The 18,469-nt window shown below is 54.5% G+C and carries 13 protein-coding genes and 1 tRNA gene; 13 read left to right on the top strand and 1 reads right to left on the bottom strand.

Annotated elements, in window-relative coordinates; all coding sequences use genetic code 11:
- Positions 1–290 precede the first annotated feature (290 nt).
- Positions 291–375, bottom strand: a tRNA-Leu gene (locus tag ACR0CE_RS16710).
- 834 nt (positions 376–1,209) lie between these two features.
- On the opposite strand from ACR0CE_RS16710, the gene ACR0CE_RS16705 reads away from it, so the two are divergent.
- The 13 genes from ACR0CE_RS16705 (at position 1,210) to ACR0CE_RS16645 (ending at position 18,310) form a co-directional block, all read left to right on the top strand.
- Positions 1,210–1,632, top strand: a complete 423-nt coding sequence (locus ACR0CE_RS16705) for a hypothetical protein (RefSeq protein ID WP_209507691.1) — start codon at positions 1,210–1,212, stop codon at positions 1,630–1,632.
- 2 nt (positions 1,633–1,634) lie between these two features.
- A complete protein-coding gene (locus ACR0CE_RS16700) occupies positions 1,635–3,647 on the top strand; it encodes a dynamin family protein (RefSeq protein ID WP_480833240.1) in 2,013 nt (670 codons plus the stop codon).
- A 131-nt stretch (positions 3,648–3,778) separates the two neighbouring features.
- The gene (locus ACR0CE_RS16695; protein ID WP_480833239.1) at positions 3,779–5,398 is read left to right on the top strand and encodes a P-loop NTPase family protein; all 1,620 of its coding nucleotides are present in this window, start codon (positions 3,779–3,781) and stop codon (positions 5,396–5,398) included.
- Positions 5,399–5,444: 46 nt separating this feature from the next.
- Positions 5,445–5,846, top strand: coding sequence for a hypothetical protein (locus ACR0CE_RS16690; RefSeq protein ID WP_480833238.1), 402 nt, complete (start codon positions 5,445–5,447; stop codon positions 5,844–5,846).
- Positions 5,847–5,869: 23 nt separating this feature from the next.
- Positions 5,870–6,736, top strand: a complete 867-nt coding sequence (locus ACR0CE_RS16685; RefSeq protein ID WP_480833237.1) for a hypothetical protein — start codon at positions 5,870–5,872, stop codon at positions 6,734–6,736.
- Positions 6,737–6,805: 69 nt separating this feature from the next.
- The gene (locus ACR0CE_RS16680) at positions 6,806–8,848 is read left to right on the top strand and encodes a dynamin family protein (RefSeq protein ID WP_480833236.1); all 2,043 of its coding nucleotides are present in this window, start codon (positions 6,806–6,808) and stop codon (positions 8,846–8,848) included.
- The gene (locus ACR0CE_RS16675) at positions 8,845–10,131 is read left to right on the top strand and encodes a dynamin family protein (RefSeq protein ID WP_480833235.1); all 1,287 of its coding nucleotides are present in this window, start codon (positions 8,845–8,847) and stop codon (positions 10,129–10,131) included. Before ACR0CE_RS16680 ends, ACR0CE_RS16675 begins: the two co-directional genes overlap by 4 nt.
- A gap of 340 nt (positions 10,132–10,471) precedes the next feature.
- Positions 10,472–12,643: a serine/threonine-protein kinase gene (locus tag ACR0CE_RS16670; RefSeq protein WP_480833234.1), complete on the top strand. Its 2,172-nt coding sequence runs from the start codon at positions 10,472–10,474 to the stop codon at positions 12,641–12,643.
- A 201-nt stretch (positions 12,644–12,844) separates the two neighbouring features.
- Positions 12,845–13,864, top strand: coding sequence for an FHA domain-containing protein (locus ACR0CE_RS16665; protein WP_480833233.1), 1,020 nt, complete (start codon positions 12,845–12,847; stop codon positions 13,862–13,864).
- 3 nt (positions 13,865–13,867) lie between these two features.
- Positions 13,868–14,650: a PP2C family protein-serine/threonine phosphatase gene (locus tag ACR0CE_RS16660; protein WP_267366226.1), complete on the top strand. Its 783-nt coding sequence runs from the start codon at positions 13,868–13,870 to the stop codon at positions 14,648–14,650.
- A 21-nt stretch (positions 14,651–14,671) separates the two neighbouring features.
- Positions 14,672–15,934 carry a type 2 periplasmic-binding domain-containing protein gene (locus ACR0CE_RS16655; RefSeq protein WP_480483670.1) on the top strand — a complete coding sequence of 421 codons (1,263 nt, stop codon included), beginning with the start codon at positions 14,672–14,674 and terminating at the stop codon, positions 15,932–15,934.
- Positions 15,935–15,977: 43 nt separating this feature from the next.
- Complete coding sequence (locus ACR0CE_RS16650; RefSeq protein WP_267366224.1) at positions 15,978–17,084, top strand: transporter substrate-binding domain-containing protein; 1,107 nt, start codon at positions 15,978–15,980, stop codon at positions 17,082–17,084.
- 269 nt (positions 17,085–17,353) lie between these two features.
- Positions 17,354–18,310, top strand: coding sequence for a glycosyltransferase family 2 protein (locus tag ACR0CE_RS16645; RefSeq protein WP_480833232.1), 957 nt, complete (start codon positions 17,354–17,356; stop codon positions 18,308–18,310).
- The last annotated feature ends 159 nt before the right edge of the window (positions 18,311–18,469 follow it).

The raw sequence follows: 18,469 nt of genomic DNA, 5'->3' as shown, positions 1-18,469 counted from the left end.
CTATTGGCTGAGAAAAGAAGAAATCCAAACCGATCAGCAGGAGCAAAAAGTAGCTTAAATTACACCGAAATCTGTCCAAACATTGGGGAGTAGCTCACAATTCTGAGGTGGAAGTGTCGCAAGGCTTCGAGAAAACCAATTTCGTATACCACAGTTGGCACTCGCGCCGATTTTTCGGATAGCAAACAAGGAAGTTGAGAATGGTATTTTCAAAAGGTGGGCCAAGGGGTGGGCTGTAAATAGAATCAAAAACACAACGCATTGATAATTAGATGAATTTTTTGGGGATATGGTGCGGGTGGAGGGACTTGAACCCCCACGCCTTGCGGCGCCAGAACCTAAATCTGGTGCGTCTACCAATTTCGCCACACCCGCAACTCAGCGCCGCAGCGCTGGATTGAAGCGGTCAATAACAAAGCTTGCTTCCGAGCGCGAGGGGTAAAATACATGTATCGCCAAGTTTGTAGATCCTCTGATGAGATATGGGGCAACCACGCTATCTTATGAAAATGTATAGCCCCAAGAGGCTCGTCAGTGGAAAGTTGATGGGAACATCAGTGGCCGTGAAACCCGATATCCTGCGGGACAATGTCCACGCTATTTAGGAAGAGCTCTTCATTCGTGCCGAAGTTAAAAATTGACCCAGCTAGCCTGCGAAATATCGCTCTTACGTTGACCAAAGTCCTAGAAAAAGCCGACAGCTTGTTGTCAGATCACCAATGGCGAACATGGAAATCCTACTTCATTGCCCTTGCGCGTTCATAGTTGAATCCATGGGAGGAGGCGCGGGATTACTCGCCACGACACCCCAGAAAACGCATCTGCGACCCTTTCCAACTCAGAGAGCAACTTCAGGTTTCTGAAACAACAAGAATAACTTATCCGACTAAAGTGCCCTTCAGGGCCACACAGATTATTGAATAACCCGCACCGTCAGGTTCAGGCAATTGTGTTCCGCCGGTCTCCGCTCGGTTTCATACAGTAGGTGCGGAATGGCTCTTGCGTCATAGGCATTCCCGCGCAGGTTGAGGCATTCTCAAGAGAACTCCACCACAAAGCTGCCACATTTCAAACGCCAAAAAATCTTATTCGCGTCAAAATAAGACCGCCTTGAAGGGTCTTGTTGTTTAGCAGGAGTTAATGAGTCTTTTTTGCCACTTTGGCGCCGGTACGAGTTTCCTGCTCAACTCCAGTACAAGGTTTACTGCTGTGACCGATCTGAATCCCTCCGCTACTGCCGAGCAAGAGGCTGTCTTCTTTGCTCGCGAAAGCTTTCTTGGCGAACTCAAGATCCTGAACCGGGACCACCCGAACACGGGCTTTGGGATATCGCTCCGAACCCATTCCGGAGACCACTACCTGCTGGCCAATGCGCGTATGCCATTGCCCGCGGTCAAATCCGAGGGTTTCCCGACCGGACGCCGCGTTGCGTGCCTTGAAAACGGCGATCGCTTCAGCTCGATCGAAGTGCTGGCTGACGCCAAGGCTTACGAAACCATCAGCCCGCGCGCCGAGGCTGACATTCTGGGCAACGCTTTGGACCTGATCGCACGTATCGACACGCTGACAGGAATTCCAACGGGCCGTCCTTCGCATGAACCCCGCATCGCAGCTACGGGAACCGGAGGTTAAGCATGGCGCGCAATGATCACCTGTTGTCTGTAGGCAACGAAGCTCTGGCGCCAATGACTTCGGCAATGTCATCACTGACGGCGCAGATTGATCAATTGACTGAGGTGGCTGATGCGCGCTCCTCGGCACGTCTGGCAACACTCAAGACCCGGATGGAAAACTTCACCGCCAGCATCACTATGGTCGGTCAGGTAAAAGCGGGCAAATCATCGATTGTAAACATTCTTGCGGGGCGCCCATCTTTGCTTCCGTCGGATGTGAACCCGTGGACGTCGGTCGTCACAACCCTGAATATCAACACGCGTCCACCGGGCGATACCAAGGCCAAGTTCACCTTCTTTGAGCAGGAAGAATGGGACAATCTGATGGTCGGGGGCGGCCGGTTGGGCGAACTGGCCAACCGAGCCGGTGCAGATGACGAGATGGAGGACATTCGCCGTCAGATCGGCGAGATGAAAGCAAAGTCGGAAGAGCGTCTTGGAAAGCACTTCGATCTGATACTTGGCCAAAGCCACCAATACGATCACTTCGATGAAGAACTGATCCAAAGGTATGTCTGCCTGGGCGATGAGGACGACCCGGATATCAATCCAAAAACAGGCCGGTTCGCAGATGTGACCAAGTCGGCCGAGTTGTACATGGATATCCCTCAGTACCCGATTGCGCTGAAACTTTGTGATACGCCGGGTGTCAACGATACCTTCATGGTGCGCGAACAGATTACCCTGCGCAGCCTGCGCGGGTCCGAAGTCTGTGTTGTGGTGCTTGCCGCTAGCCAAGCCCTGACCACCATGGACATGGCCTTGATGCGGATCATCGCCCAATTTGAGAACCGCCAGATTGTCCTGTTTGTGAACCGGATTGACGAACTGTCAGACCCGGTCAATCAAGTCCCCGAAATCCGCGACCGGATTCTGGATACTCTGAAACAGAACAACATCGACGCAAAGACAAGTGTCGTGTTCGGCAGTGCCTTGTGGGCCGAGGCAGCACTGACCGGGAACCCCGAGATTCTGAACGAAGAATCCCGCGAAGCACTCAATACATTTTACCTCGCTGCCGGGTTCGGTGATCAGGCCCCCTCGCTGGATAAAATCTGGGCATTGTCCGGTTTGCCTGACCTGCTGCTGGCGATAAACGAGCGTATTGCAGAAGGTGCCGGAGCGCGGCTGATGGATCGGGTTCGCCATCGCGCCCGCAACATCGCCAGCCAGATTCGTGCGACCGCCGTGGCAAAGACTCTGTCAGAGGGTGAAGGCGTTGCGCGTGATCTTGACGGTGTTTCTCCGGAAGATGCAATTGCGAAAGTTTCTGCGGAATATGAAAAGAAAGCAGCCGAACTGACCAATGCATTACGCGACAAAGTATTGGAGCGCCTGAACTCAGCCGAGGCGAATTTTGTGAAGCGCGCCACGGATTCTCTGATCGCGCATCTTGAAATGAATGGCGAGCAAGGCACGTGGCAATACGACCCGGCTGGATTGAGGACTTTGCAAAAAGCCGCTTATTTCAGTTTTGCCCGCGCAATGCGTAAGGATGCTGGCGCGCTCTATTCAACTGCGGCTGCGGATGTCGAAGCGTTGTATCACAAAATTCTTGGCAACCACCTGGGCGAATTCAGCATCGAAGCACCTATCGTGCCGCGCGTTCCACCACCATTGGGGATTGGCCGGACGATCGCTCTGGACCTGCAAAGTACCTGGTGGCGACGCTGGTGGCAAAAGCGCAAAGGCTTTGAAGCATACGCTGCCGATTACACACGCCTGATCGCGTCCGAGGCGAATTCGATCACCAAGGATATCGAGGAAAACCAGATTGCGGCCGTGTTGGAAAACGTCCGCGCTATTCTGGCGGATTTCATGCGGGAACAGAAGGAAACGTTGCTGAGCATCTCATCATCAGCAGACAAAAACTCCGGCCAGACCTCGGCAGCGATGGCGGGCCTGCAACCTCAGAAATCGCGAGACGAGATTCTGGGTGACATCCTGAAAGACCTAAGCAACGAAGCGGCATAAGTAGAAAAATGGCAAAAGATTCACAAACACGCTTTGTTTCACCGAAAGCATGGGAACGTATCGAGCAGTGGTCCCGCCGCAAACCGGTTTTCGCTTTGATGGGTGAATTCAGCGCTGGCAAATCCACACTGATGAACTTTTTACTGCGAACGCAAACCTTGCCAACGCAGGTTACTGCAACCCAGTTACCACCGGTCTGGTTTAGCTGGGGCAGTGAAAAACCATATATCAAGCGACATGACGGAAGCGTTGAGCCAATCGAACTGGATCAGCTTGAGACTGTTGGCGTCAACGACGCGCAGTTCATTCGTATCTTCCTTGAGGCAGACATTTTGGAAGCCGTCGATCTGATCGACACCCCCGGCATCTCGGACCCCAAAATCTCGACAGATGTCTGGCAGCGCGCAGTCGGGCAGGCAAACGGCGTCATTTGGTGCACCCATGCGACGCAAGCCTGGCGCGAAACCGAACGTGCAACGTGGGTTTCGCTGCCGGACCGCTTGCAACACAACTCTCTGTTGTTGGTGACGCGGGCGGATGCACTAAACCTTAAGGACCGCCAAAAGGTTCTGCGTCGTGTCAACCGCGAAGCCGGGCATCTGTTCAACCGGTCCATCCTGTTTTCTGCCCGGGATGCGATCAATGCCCGCGACAAGACTGGCGACGCTGAAATGTGGTCGCGCAGCGGTGGCGGTAAGATGATTGACAGTTTTCTGGAAATCACAGAACAGATCATGGACAATCGCGCCGATCAGCTGGCGCGGTACCAGATCGACAAAAGCCAGTCCGGCGCATTCAAGGTTCAACCACTGCGCCCCGCCCGCAAACCAGACGACCGAGAGGCACTGGCGGACGGCATCGAAGCTACTCCTTTGCGGCTGGTCAATCCGCTGGAAAACGAACAGCAGCCAGAAGCCGACGATCATAATGTCGTAACAAGCTTCCCCATCCGGCCAGCCCGTGTAGAGCGACGCGTTGACGAAGGCGAACGGGTTCGGATCAACCCGGAAGACGCTGAACGGCTGCGGGCAGAAATGGTATCAGACACCGAGCAGATGTCTGAGGAAACCGACACCAGCGACGAGTTGCGTGCCTTCTTCAAGGACACCTCAAGCGATCCTCTTGAGTTGAAGAATGTCGCCGGTCTGGAAGAAGACGTGGACGAGTTCGACCTGTCCGGTGAATTCGGAGCTGCCGATAATGCTGACGACCTGCTGGGTGACGCTCCTGATGCTGAAACGGGCGACAAGTCCGTTGATGACGTGCTGACCTCGTTGAACACGACTCTGCGTGAAGCCGCGGCCGAAGCGGACGAAGTCGAAGTTTTCACGCCGGAAGTTGAATCGCGTGATGATCGGGGTATCGAAGTCTCGGTATCCTCCATTGCGGCGCTGATGGCGGCTCAGCCCGAGAACAACGCCGAGGATTACGAACCTGAGCCTGAGACAAACGGCTTGATAGAAGTCGTAGCCTCAGTCGAGGAAGACGCCCGCGATATCCGCCACGATGCGCACATCGATCTTCCAGAATCCGCAGCCGGGTCGCCGCTTAGCGCGTCGGATATGTGGCGGGAAATTACAAACAAGGAGGACCTGCCAAAGGACGCAGTCGGGCTTCAGAATGTATTCAAAGCCTTTCTTGCCGAATTTGACCAGATCGCAGTTGAATATAGTGCGAAACAGTCCAGACACGCCCCGCAAGCCATTCCAAAAACGAAAGAAAACAGCAGTGCAGAATGGCATGTTTTGTAAGGATGCCTTAATCAAGGCGCTGAAAAGAAGGACGACAAAGAGTTAAATGTCCATTCAGGATGCATTGAACACTGCGATTGAAACAATACCCGACTGCATTGCAGCCGGGTATATCGACATGGAGACCGGTATGCTTTTGGGCAGCAGTGTCTCTGATTCTGATTGCGCTAAATCGCTGGACACTTTGGCAATAGCAGTGGCCAATCTGTTTCAGGGGCGGAGTGTCGCTGCATTTGAAGCGCTCTTGCACGAGGCCGGAAACACTGATGAGGAAAACGCCGGGTTTGGGGAAATCGCGGTGTTTTCAAAAGACCGGTTGAACATCTTTTTGCGGACCAAGGAATATCCTGATCATGTGGTCTGCTATATCTGCCGCAACAGCACGAATGTAGGGCTAGCGCTCACGAAATCGCATCTCAGTCTCAAGCCGGTTGCGGCCGCAGTCTGAACGGGACCAGAGGGGGTCACGGTATGATGGACACAGACATTCTCGACATGCTCGAAGATATCGGGCGGTCTTCGGTTGCCCGCCTGTCTCCGACGGTTATTGTCCCCGGTGAAACTGCTACAGCCCGTCGGGCGGCTGTGTTGCGTTTCATTCGCGGAACGATATTGCCCAGACGACTCGAGCTGACCGCGGCCAACGGAAGCTGCCTGAAAATCGAAGTAAACAGCTCCCGGATCACGGATGTGTTTCAGGTGCCGTCCGGGCAGATCCCAGATTTCGAAACGGAATCACGTACCGCGCTGGTCGACAAACTGGCCCAACTGATTTCAGACATTTCAGCCGCACCTGCCCCATTGGAACTGATGTCAGGAAAGCCCGCCTCATCGCTGGAGGCTGATGATGTTGGTATTACGCTGAGTGAGATCGAGAGCGCCTGCGCCGGAATTGAGCTCTCCTCTGAGCCCATCGTGTCTGTTGTTCCGGACGTTGAAAAACCTTCAGACAACAGCCCTGCCCCGACAGCAGGGTCGGGCAATTCGTTGGCGCAACAGTTTTTTGACGGAGCTGCACGCTTTGCCACAGGTCGTGTTCTTGTGGACAGTATGGAAAACACTGCACTGGCTTGCGAAGGAACCTGCAACCCTTCCGAGGGGATGCACCCCAATCAAGAGATTTTGACACGTTTTGTTTCGGATCTTGCTGGTTGGAACAATGACACCCGGGGCGAATTCGAAGGCCCACATCTGATCGTCATGCGGCCATCGGGTGGTAAGGGTGCGGGCATGGCTGTTCTGAGCGACAACGAACAGATTGCTGTGGCCATTCATGATGCCCGCAAACTTGGTGCGGTAATCAATCTTTGGAAATCTTTGGAGGAGGCTGAGGAATGACCGCCCCCAAAGCATTCAAATTTTCGACTAATTCAATGCGTTGTTTTTTTGTAGTCAGGGTAAAGAGTAATGAGTGAAACACATCGCCGCGAGCTTATTCGCATCGCAGAAGACATGAACGGGACAAGCAATGACGAAACACGTCAGTTCATATCGCGCATCATTGGTGATCTGGGAAAACTGAAACCGTCAGTTGCCTTTGTCGGGCAGATCAAGGCAGGAAAGTCGCGCTTGATCAACGGCTTCACCGGTCAGGCAGAATACCTGCCGTCGGACGTGAACCCCTGGACGACCGTGATCACCGACATGCATTTCGGGCACCCGAACGGTCGAACCGAAGGAGCCGAGTTCCATTTCTTCGACAACTATCAGTGGCAATCACTGATCGCCGAAGGCGAAGAGTTGCGCAACATGTTCCCGGATGACGAGGACAGCTACAAGCGCGAGATGATCGAAGAGCAGGTCGAAGCCATGAAGACCCGGGCGCGTCGGCGACTGGGGGACAGTTATGAACAGCTGTTGGGTCAACATCACGATCTGGATCAACTGACATCCGATGATCTGGCGCGTTACGTGTGCGCTGGGGACGACCCCGCAGAAGATGGGACAATTGACCCCGGCAGTGATCGCGGACTTTACAGCGACATCACGCGCAAGGCCGAGGTCTATTTTGACATCGGACATTTCCCATTCCCTCTGACCGTCACCGATACGCCCGGAGTAAATGACCCCCTGCTGATCCGTGAGGAGATTTCGCGTCAGTATCTCAAGGAATCCGATTTCTTTGTGGTGGTTCTGTCAGCGCATCAGGCGTTGTCGCGTGCGGACCTGAAACTGTTCCGGCTGATGCAGGCACTGGAACTTGGACAGATCGTTGTCTTCATCAACCGTGTCGATGAATTGGGCGGCGGGGCCGAAGATGCGGCAAAAGTGCGTCTGGATGTTGTAGACGGGCTGGAAAAAGCGTTGGGTACTTCGAATATCGATGTCCTGATGGGCAGCGCACAATGGGCGCACTATGCGCTGACCGGCGATGAAACCGGTGTGAACCACGATCATATTTTGGCGTGGTTGCGGGCGCACCCGGAACAGATGCAACAATACCTGAACGGTGTGGCCGAGATCAAACAAGGACCGGGCCCCATCAGCCGCGAGGCTGTACTACGGTTTGCCGCGATGATTGCGTCAGGCTTGCCGGACTTGCGCCGCCATGTCACTCAGGCGTTGGCGGACGGGCCGATAAACGAACAGCTTCGGATGGCGTGGCAGCATCTCGACAGCTTCGCGCGTGGCGATTTGGAGCGGTCCCAGGTACATCTTCGTGCCCTGAAAGATGAAGGCAGCGCGGGTGCACACACCGCTGAGGACAGCGACAAGACGCTGAGCGATCTGCGCAAACTGATTGCGGATAAATCGCAAGACATTGTCAAGGACATGGACGAAGTTCTTTCAAACCTGCGTGGGGTCATGGACGACACGGTCTCTGAATCCGTCTTTGTTGTGGTGCGCGGACCTGAAGGACAATCCCCATTGCTTGCCAAAGGCGGCGCTACCGAGTTGAATTTCACCCCTTTACGCGAACACATGCGCGAGCTGGTTCAAGGCGCATCGCAAGTGGTGCGGCAACGCATGTTGAGCGAGCTTTACGCGATCGACATGCAATGCAACGCCGCTTTGCGGGCACTGCCAGGGTGGCAGGAACCAGTCGATAATCGCATGAACACAAGTGCAGTGCGTTGGTTCCGCCCGGACACCACCGCCCTGACCCGTGGCATTACGGTTGAGCTGCGTGTAAACTGGTTGTCGCGCCTGATATCGCGCAATAGCGTTGTGACGCGGGCCGAGCGCATGATCGTGCAGGAATTCGAACTGATTGGCGATGACCTGATCGACACAACGCGTGAAAACCTTCTGGACCGGTTGAAAACTGTTCTGGATCATTACTTGGCCCTGTTGGCAGGCCATCTTGAGCACCGTTCCGGAGCGGGTGAGTTGAATGCTCAGGCGGAAGCACAAGCTGCGTTCGAACGGGCGCGCCGTATTGCTGACGAGTTGGATGGTGTCTTTGGAACAAGCAACGTGGACGAACGACAAGCAGAGGCTGCGGAATGATTGAGTTTCCCGGAACCGAACAGGAAGTGCGCCAGCTGGAGCGTTTTCTGACAACGACAGAAAAACTGTCGTCGGACCCGAAATTGGAAGATATGCGCGCACGGGCCCTGGCCCACGCCGAGCGCCTGTCCAACGCGGTCAACATCGGTTTCGCCGGAGAGTTCGGGGCGGGCAAGTCAAGCCTTGCGAACATGCTGGCAGGGGCGGATATCCTTCCAACCGGTCCGCAGCACCTGAAGCTGCCACTTGTCATCGTTGCCTACGCGGATACGCCAGAGACGACAGTCGGCTGGTGGAACAAGGAGCCAAAGACATATTCTGGCATAGCACTGGAAAAGGCCGCTGCGGATGAGCCTGACTTTATTTCGGTTGGATTGAACACACCTGCTCTCAAAGAGATATCACTGTTCGATCTTCCCGGCTCTGGCGCATTGGATGATACATACAAACAGACACTGGACCTGCTGAAATTCGTCGACTGTGCCATCTGGTGTACCAACGGCACAAGCGCATGGCGTGAAACAGAACGGCATTTGTGGGCGAAGGTGCCGCCCGAGCTAAGAGCCAACAGCCTGCTGGCAGTTACACATGCTGATTTGCCCCCGGTGCAGGCAGCTCTGGATCGGGTACTGGCTCGATTGAACAAAGAAAAAGAAGGACTGTTTCGCGCTGTGGTCCCAATTGGCACGCCCGTCGCGGTGCGCGCCATGGCACAAGAGCCGGAACCAGATTTTGATCTTTGGGAAAACTGTGGCGGCCAAGAACTCGCGGAAAAGGTCCTTGATGCGGCGTCTGACCGGCGGCGCAGTGACCTTGACGCTGCCCGGAAGGATCTGAAGCACGAGTTTCTGCCATTCCTGGAAACATTGAATGGGCCAGAGCCGGAACCTTCCGTCAACGATGCTGCGTCAATGCAGTCAACGCTCGGGTCTGCCCTTCCGCCACTGAACAACCCCATTCTTGAAGACTGGTTGGCTGCCATTGCCAGCATTTATGAAGATCTGCGTGACACCACTGCCATTGAACCCGCAGCTTTTTTGCAAAGCTGCCAGGAAATCGTCGAAGATTTCGCGGAACGGCTGGACCAAGGTGGCGAGATCGATCCGGATGCTGACTGGATTCCGGCCGAATTCGAAAAAGCGACTGACTTGTTGTTGTTGCTTCAGTTTGAAAGCGGAGATGCGCCTTTGAAAGACGCAATCAGCATACTTGTACAGCTTGGTGACAACCTTGCATGGGCTGGCAGTACCGTCGCCGCGGCACAATCCAAAACCGGTACCTAGCACTTTCCATCAGGATTGAAGCGCTGTTCAGCGATTCGAAGGGCCGAAGAATCGGCCCTTTATTGTTTCGAATTCGTAGACCAAGAGACCGATTTGGGGTCGTCAGTTTTCATTTATTCCACCCCGTTAATCAATATATTGTGCTATTGCTTCGCACTAGCACCGTATATGCCATGTTCGAAAAAACGATCCTTAGTGAAGCCATCAGGCGGCCCCATTAAAGTCAAATTTGAAACGTCTAACCGTTCTCAAGTGTCCTGCGGTTGTTTTTGGTTGTGAGTTCGTGGGCTGCCGGCCCTGTTTAATTAAGCCGCAAAATGAGTAGAACGGGCGGATTAAAATGAGCCACAACCAGGCTGTCGGTGCAACGCACGACGAACCAAAAATTGAAGGACTGCAACCGGGCGCAAAGCTGTTGCGCGGGCAGTATGAGATCCTCCGATATCTCAGCAACGGCGGATTTGGGATCACCTATTTAGCACGCGACAGCCTGGAGCGTGATGTCGTGATCAAGGAATGTTTCCCCGGTGCGTTGTGCCGTCGCAACGGGGACTTGGTTGAGCCGAACGACCCGTCCTACAAGGATGATTTGCGCGCCATTATCGACCTGTTTATTCAGGAAGCCCGCAATCATGCGCGTCTGGTGCATCCGAACATCGTCGACGTTCATCAGGTGTTCGAAGACAACGATACCGCCTATATCGCTATGGATCTGATCCGAGGTTGCGACCTGCTGGACTATGTTGAGAATCCGGAAAACGACGGTGGTCCTGACTTTATCGTGCAAGTCACGGAAAAGATGCTGTCCGCGGTGTCGTTCATCCACCAAAGCGGGATGCTGCACCGTGACATTTCACCCGATAACATCCTGATTGACGAAAACGGAAACCCGGTCCTGATCGACTTCGGTGCCGCGCGTGAGCAAGCCGCAAACAAGTCGGCCGCATTGTTGACCCTGCGCGTCATAAAAGACGGATATTCGCCGCACGAGTTTTACGTCCGTGGTGCCGAACAAGGGCCCAGCAGTGACCTCTATGTCTTGGCCGCGACTCTGTATCACGCAATCAGTGGCGAACGCCCGGTAGACGGCCAGAGCCGCCTGAATGCATTCAACAACGGGCAAGACGACCCTTATACCCCATTGGCAGGCCGCTTTGACGGATACCCCAACGGATTCCTCGAAGCAATCGACAAGGCAATGGAAGTACACGCAACGGACCGGTTGCAGACAGCCCTAGATTGGCTGCGCATGTTCCGCGGCCCTGGCGTGATGTTTGATACATTCGCCTATCGCCCGGTTTCCGTGATTGTCGGCATGGATCGCAAGGACAAGGAAGAAGAAAAGGCGCGGATCAAGGCCGAAAGTGAAAATGCCGAAGCGGTTGTGACGGCTCTGCTTGCCGGGAACTCGGACATTGTTCGCGAAAACGAAAAAAAGAATGAACCCGAGATGGCCAAGATTTCTGCAAAAGCGGAAACACCGGTCGCAGTTGATACCGTGGTTCAGAGCGGATCCGGTGGCAGCGGCAAGATGATCGCTGGTGCAGCAGTGCTTGTGGCAGCGTTGGCCGCAGGCGGTTTCTTCGTGATGTCCGGCGACAAAGGTGAAGAACAAGCCGAGGTTACGACGACGCTGCCTGAAGCAACCACACAAACTGCCGAAGCAGAACCGCCCGCGGTGGAAGAACCCTTGGCCGAAACACCTGAACCCGACGTCACGGTCGCTTCAGAGCAACAACCTGAACCAAAAGAGCCTGTCGAGCAGGCGCAAGTTGAACCTGCGGAACCAACCGCTTCAGAAACAGCGTCCGAAGCTACCGAGACTGCCGGTGCCCAGGAACAACCTGCAGAACAAGAGGTTGTGGCCGTTGTGGACGAACCCAAAACCGTAGCCGCTTCCGGCACTCCGGTCGAACAACAGGTATCTTTCCACCATTGGGATGTTGAAATCCCCTTCCAGACGTCCCGCCGCCGGACCGCAACAGGTGCAACAATTGCGGTAACCGGTGTGGACGCCAAACAGGACATGAGCGTTATCGGCGAATGGGTGGAACCCGGAGTTGTGATCTTTACTCTGAACGGCAACCCGGTTCGTCAGGACATCTCTTTCGCGGCGCAAGTCCTGGACAAGCTAAGCGTCGACCCAGACGGCTTTACACGGGTTGCAGCCCGCTACCGGCCGCTTGGAAAGACCCGCGCGCAGAATGGCCTGCTGGCACTGCCTGTGCTGCGCTCGGTCGGATTGGAGAACGGTTACTCGTTCACAGTCAGCAGCTCGGGAGGTGAAGGGTGGCAAACAAAAGTAAGCTCGGTTCCGGCCGAGGCGACAGGCAGCCTGCAAAAAGGCGATGTTCTGTTGAGCGAAAGCCAGACCAACATGACATTGAATACGTCCGAAAGCCTTGATGGCATGCTGGCTGCGCTGATTTCCGACAGTCAGCCAGAGGCAAAGCTGACCGTATTGCGCAACGGTGCTGAGGTAGCTGCGACCATGCAGTTAGCGCAGGAGTGATCTGACCGGTTCAATTTTGATCTGCCAGTGTGTGTTTACTGAGGGTGGCTTTTAGTTTGCCGCCCGGTGGGAACCGGCCCGCCGCAGAGAGTACCAGTTTCCATGTTTTCAATTGAGTGTCTCTGCGTTGTTCCACGCAGGGTTAGGTAGCAGCCCCATGGCACAAAAGGTCCGTGCCAACAATTCGAAGGTGTCGACACCATGTTCAAATACAAAAGCCCACTGAGCCGGCTTCTCGAAGGTGCCGGCAAATCCAAAGAAGATGATGTTGCTGAAAACGCTCATGCAACTGACAGCGCGGCACCTGAAACCGAAAAGCAGGAGCCTATCGCAGACTTCAACGCGCTGCGTGCCGCACTGGCCGGTGGAAACATGACGTCTGAATCCTATGAGGAAACAGACGAGCTTATCCCTGAAGAGAAAATGCCGGAATTCGACGAAGTTGCGGCGGAGAACACGGAAGAGCCGGTTGAAGTGTCCATCTTCGTTGAAGATGCAACTGACGAGGACGACCAAGATACCAATAACTTGATGGCCGACCCCGACGAGGACGAGGATATCTCGGACGATCAAATCATCACTTTGCATGTAGCAGACGAGCTTGCCGAAACACCGGATGAAGTTGCGCCGCCTCTGGATGTAGCTGAAATGAGCGCGCCGGAAACGGTGGAAGCTGAGGTTGCAGCCCCGTCCGTGCAAGAACCGGCAGTGGTGGAAGAGGGTGCCGTACAGGCTCAACCCACGCCTGCCGCCCCAGCCGGGGACCGTCGCTCGCGGGTCAAAACAACGTTCCTTGGGTTTGAGCGTGCGGACACGCATGTTCAGGAATTGATCGAAACATCAGAACCCGTCTCAAAAACCGAAGCTGCTCAGGAAACATTCCCGGTTGGCTGGCTGGTGGTGACGGCAGGTCCCGGGCGGGGCGCCAGCATCACCCTGACCGAAGGCCTGATGCAAATCGGTCGAAACGATGACCAGGCGATCCAACTGGATTTCGGCGACACAGGCATTTCACGTTCGAACCACGCTGTTATTGCTTATGACCCGGAAGATCGGAAATGCTATCTAGGGCATGGCGGAAAGGCCAACCTTGTTCGCCTGAATGGTAAACCCGTTCTGAGCACAATCGCACTCTCCAGCGGTGATCTGATCCGCATCAGTGAAACATCAATCCGATTTATGGCCTTCTGCGATGAAGGTTTTGATTGGCGGGATTCCTGATAGATGCTGGCTACTCCGGCATATGATGTTGCGCTGATCCTGAACCAGGGTCAGCGGGAAACGCAGGAAGACGCGATTGCTGCGCGCATGTTCGACGCATCGGACGCGGGCTATATTGCGATCGCTGACGGTATGGGTGGCCACGAGGCGGGCGAAGTGGCTTCTGAAATGGTGATTGCCGCTTGGCGGAACGCGCTGGATACCGAGCTAGAAGCCGATACCTTGAATGAAGGCGCCGCAATTGACGCGCTGCCATTGGCTGCCATGCAAGCCAATGCAGCAATATCAGACCATAACGAGGCACAAGGCCAGGGTTTCAACATGGGCTCCACCTTGTTGGGTGTCCTCTTTCTGGGTCAGCGTGTGTTCCGGATTTCGATCGGTGACAGCCCCCTTTACCTGTTCCGCGAAGGCAAGTTGACACAGGTGAACGAAGACCACTCGATGGCCCCCGTGATCGACGCAAAACTGGCCGCTGGTGAGCTTTCGGAAGCTGAAGCACGGGGACTGGACAGGAACCAACTGACGTCGGTGATCATGGGGGGTGCTATTCCAAAAGTGGATTGCCCTGAAGACCCGCTGATCGTGTCTCCGGCTGATATTCTGATCCTTGGCAGCGACGGGCTTCAGTATCTTAGCGACGCTGAGATTCAGGATGTTCTGCGCCTGCATCAGCAAGAGCTAGCACAGGAAATCGCCGAAGCCTTGCAACTGGCAGTGCAGGCCAAGGGCGATCCCGATCAGGACAATCTGTCGATCGCAGTCGCAAAACTTACGAGAAAATAACCAGGCAAAGCAACAGGACCCATGAGAAAACACCTATTCATATCAAGCCTTGCCCTTGCCGCCGCCACAGGCGCGGCGTCAGCGCAAGAGGCATGTTCAAACTACGAGATTCAGCGTGGCGATAGTCTGCGGGAATTGGCAATCCGAGTTTACGCGACCGAAGATTATCGGCCAATCTACGATGCTAACAGGGATGTTATCGGCACAAATCCCAATATCATTCGTGTCGGCGATGTTTTGAAATTGCCTTGCCTGGAAGATGTCGGGCGCGCGCCCGAGTTGCCCGACACCGAAGCAGGACGCCTCGCGGCTGAAATGGCCTCAGAACTGGTAAAAGCGGCAGAAGAACGCGCGGAGAAAGCCGTGGCCGAAGCGGAAGCCCGTGTCGCGGCAGCGGAAGCTGAGGCAAAGAAGGCAAGTGAAGATGCAGTCGTCGCTGCACGGGCCGCTGCAAAAGAAGAGATTGAGGCAGCCCGCTCGGAAGCCGCCGCACTGATCAGAAATGCTAACGCTGAAACGCGCCCGGAAATTCGTGATCGTCAGTTGCTGTTGATTACCGGTGGGAACTACGCTCCGTTTACCGACGAAGCGTTGCCCAACCGGGGGCTTTACACGCATCTGGTTGAGACAGCGATGCTGCGTGCCGCTCCGGAACAAGCGTATAAAATTCAGTTTGTGAACGATTGGTCGTCGCATCTGGATCTCTTGATGCCAACACTTGCATTTGACGGCACCTTCCCCTGGTCACGCCCAAATTGCGAAGATGCAGCAGCGTTGTCGGAAAGTGACCGCAATCGTTGTGAGACCTACGATTTCTCAAACCCGTTCTATGAAGTCGTGGATACATTCTTTGCGCGCGATGGATCGGGGTACGAGCAGACGCTGACCTATGCCGACTTTGCCGGGACAACAATTTGCCGCCCGGAAGGTTGGTCGCTTTCACATATGGACGCGGTAAGTCTTTACGAACCCGTCATCAAGCTGATGCGGCCAACATCGCCTGATGATTGCTTTCATGCTGTGATGGACGGAACTGCCGATATCGTGGCAATCGAAGCGCATCTGGCAGAGGAAGCCATCGCTCGGCTTGGCTATAAACACCGGATTATCGAAAACCCCAACCTGGCGGCGATCAAGTCGCTTAATGTCATGACCCATAAAGATAATCCTGATGGGGAAGCGATCTTAGAGACGCTGAATCAGGGTCTGGCAATCATGCAGCAGTCAGGCGAATGGCGCGATATCGTGTCGACCGCCCTGCGTCACCAAATGGAAAATGGATAAGGCCCCGTCTGGCCTGACAAACAAAAGTCTGGAGGAAGTGGAAATGTTTAACGAGAAAATTAAGAAACTGGCGCTGTCGGCAACTGCCATCACAGCTCTGAGCGCGGGAGCCGCCGCTGCACAGGAAGCGTGCACGAACTATACCGTGCAAGATGGTGACACATTGGCAACCATCGCCATTGCCGCCTATGGCACCTCGAACTACCAGCCGATCTTCAACGCGAACAGGAACGCGATCACAAACCCGGGGGCTCTTAATCCTGGGCTGGTGCTGGCCCTGCCCTGTGAAGACGGTAGCCTGCCGAACGGCCAAAGCGCGCAGGAAATCATCGCTGCTGAAGAACAGCGCGCGGCCAGCGTAAAGCGGTCGAATGTCTATGCGCCGCCGATCAAAATGGTGGCTGGTAACGGCTGGGAACCGTTCACAACCGAAACACTGAATGGCGGCGGCATCATGACCCGTCTGGCAACGACCAGCCTTCAGCGGGCCGGAAACAGCCGTGAGTATTCAGTCAGCTTTGTCGACGACTGGAGTTCGCATCTGGATACACTGTTGCCGCTTGGTGCCTTTGATATTTCAATTGCATGGACCGTTCCTGATTGTACCAACCGTACATACGAATGGTCCCCTGAAACCGAAGCTCGCTGCACTCAATTCGTAGCTTCGGTCCCGGTTTACGATATCGTCGGCGGCTTCTTCACACTGCCGGAAAGCGAATACGCAAGCGCGACCAGTTTCAAGGACCTGGAAGGCTCGACCATTTGCCGTATGGCAGGCTGGAGCATGGTTGTTCTGGAAGAACAGGGACTGAACCGCGAGAACACGACTGTGGTTCAGCCCAGCTCGGCCCGTGATTGCCTTGACGCTGTATTGACCGGAACCGCAGATGTTGCGGCATTCGAAGTTGATCTGTTCGCATCGACAATGAAAGACATGGGTTTGACTTCGGCTGACATCGTTGAGAACCCCTATGTGTCCACACTGTCGTCGATGAGCTTCCTTGCGCATCGCACCAACCCGTTCGCGCGCGAATACATCGCTATGATGAACAAGGGTCTGATCGAAATGCGTCAATCCGGTGAATGGTACGCGATCATCTCGGATACGCTGCGTGAGCAAAACGCAAAGTTGAACGCAGCTTCGAACTGATCCCTCGGTTCAGCTGAAACTTTGGGGCCGGTTCTTGAACCGGCCCCCTTTTGCTGAATTATCGGCGCGATTCAATCGGATGCCAAAATTCGGCCATTTATCTGCTTCAGAAATACCTCATACGCGCAGCATCTTGGGAACAAAGCGCAATCATCCCTCAAGTGACACGTCCGAGCGAGCAAGAGTGACATATGATACAGGGTGCCTTGAATATCCAAAGTGGATCTCTGACACAGGCGTCGTGGCCGGGTTTGGAAATTGCTGTTATCTTGCCCTGTTACAATGAAGCCGTTGCCATTGGTGAAACAGTCAAGCAGTTCCGCGCCGCCCTGCCGGAGGCAGTAATTTACGTATTCGACAACAATTCCACGGACGGCTCGGCGAGAGTGGCGCAAGAAGCTGGCGCGCTGGTCTACTCTGAAACATTTCAGGGCAAAGGTAACGTTGTCCGCAGGATGTTTGCTGACGTGGATGCGGATGTCTACGTCATGGCAGACGGGGATGCGACCTACGACAGTATGGCAGCACCTGAAATGATCAATCTGCTGGTCTCGCAAAACCTTGATATGGTCAATGGCGCACGGGTGAACGACGACATTCAAGCTTATCGACGGGGTCATAAGTTTGGAAACGCCTTGTTCAGCGGGCTGGTGAAATTCTTCTTTAACAGCAAAATCAACGACCTGCTGTCCGGTTATCGTGTTTTCAGCAGACGCTTTGTCAAAAGCTTTCCGGCGGTTTCCAGCGGGTTCGAGATTGAAACTGAACTTACAGTGCACGCGATGCAGATGCGCATGCCGATTGGAGAGGTTGAGACAAAATACGTTTCACGGCTTCCGGATTCGAACTCAAAACTGGCCACCTATTCAGATGGGTGGCGAATTCTCAAGATGATTGGCCTTTTGATCAAAGACGAAAAGCCAATCGCGTTCTTCTTATCTTTGGCATTGTTGATATTCTTACCTTCGCTTCTCGTATTCGCATCGGTTTTCCGCGAGTTTTTGGAAACAGGGTTGGTTGACCGAATTCCGTCTTTGGTTGTCGCAGTATCCGGTTTTGTCGGAACCATGCTGTCAATCGTGTGCGCGCTGATCCTTGAGTCTCTGGCGCTTGCCCGGCGAGAGGCGCGTCGCCTGTCTTATCTGCGACACAAAGGTTTTGCGATGTACGGAACGAACAGAACAAAGGCGCCGATTGCCAACCCAGAACCCCGGCGCGTTGGCTAATACCCAGTCTCCAGGCTTCCTCTTTGCGTAAACACAAGATTGTGTTCGTGTTCAACCATGGTTGAACTGCTTGGCTGTCCAGAAAATCCCGAGAACCAAAATGCAAATGACCAGCACCCCAAATGCTGGTCATTCTCTGAGTGAGTGATAAGGCCCTGA

The organism is Ruegeria sp. L11 (assembly GCF_056531755.1).
The sequence above is the reverse complement of the archived record's forward strand: the minus strand, read 5'-3'. Positions and strand labels throughout refer to the sequence as shown.

Bases quoted from the DNA above. Each gene is read 5' to 3' on its own strand.
- ACR0CE_RS16700 (WP_480833240.1), top strand. From the start codon at position 1,635: ATGGCGCGCAATGATCACCTGTTGTCTGTAGGCAACGAAGCTCTGGCG.
- ACR0CE_RS16695 (WP_480833239.1), top strand. From the start codon at position 3,779: ATGAACTTTTTACTGCGAACGCAAACCTTGCCAACGCAGGTTACTGCA.
- ACR0CE_RS16690 (WP_480833238.1), top strand. From the start codon at position 5,445: ATGTCCATTCAGGATGCATTGAACACTGCGATTGAAACAATACCCGAC.
- ACR0CE_RS16685 (WP_480833237.1), top strand. From the start codon at position 5,870: ATGATGGACACAGACATTCTCGACATGCTCGAAGATATCGGGCGGTCT.
- ACR0CE_RS16680 (WP_480833236.1), top strand. From the start codon at position 6,806: ATGAGTGAAACACATCGCCGCGAGCTTATTCGCATCGCAGAAGACATG.
- ACR0CE_RS16675 (WP_480833235.1), top strand. From the start codon at position 8,845: ATGATTGAGTTTCCCGGAACCGAACAGGAAGTGCGCCAGCTGGAGCGT.
- ACR0CE_RS16670 (WP_480833234.1), top strand. From the start codon at position 10,472: ATGAGCCACAACCAGGCTGTCGGTGCAACGCACGACGAACCAAAAATT.
- ACR0CE_RS16665 (WP_480833233.1), top strand. From the start codon at position 12,845: ATGTTCAAATACAAAAGCCCACTGAGCCGGCTTCTCGAAGGTGCCGGC.
- ACR0CE_RS16660 (WP_267366226.1), top strand. From the start codon at position 13,868: ATGCTGGCTACTCCGGCATATGATGTTGCGCTGATCCTGAACCAGGGT.
- ACR0CE_RS16655 (WP_480483670.1), top strand. From the start codon at position 14,672: ATGAGAAAACACCTATTCATATCAAGCCTTGCCCTTGCCGCCGCCACA.
- ACR0CE_RS16650 (WP_267366224.1), top strand. From the start codon at position 15,978: ATGTTTAACGAGAAAATTAAGAAACTGGCGCTGTCGGCAACTGCCATC.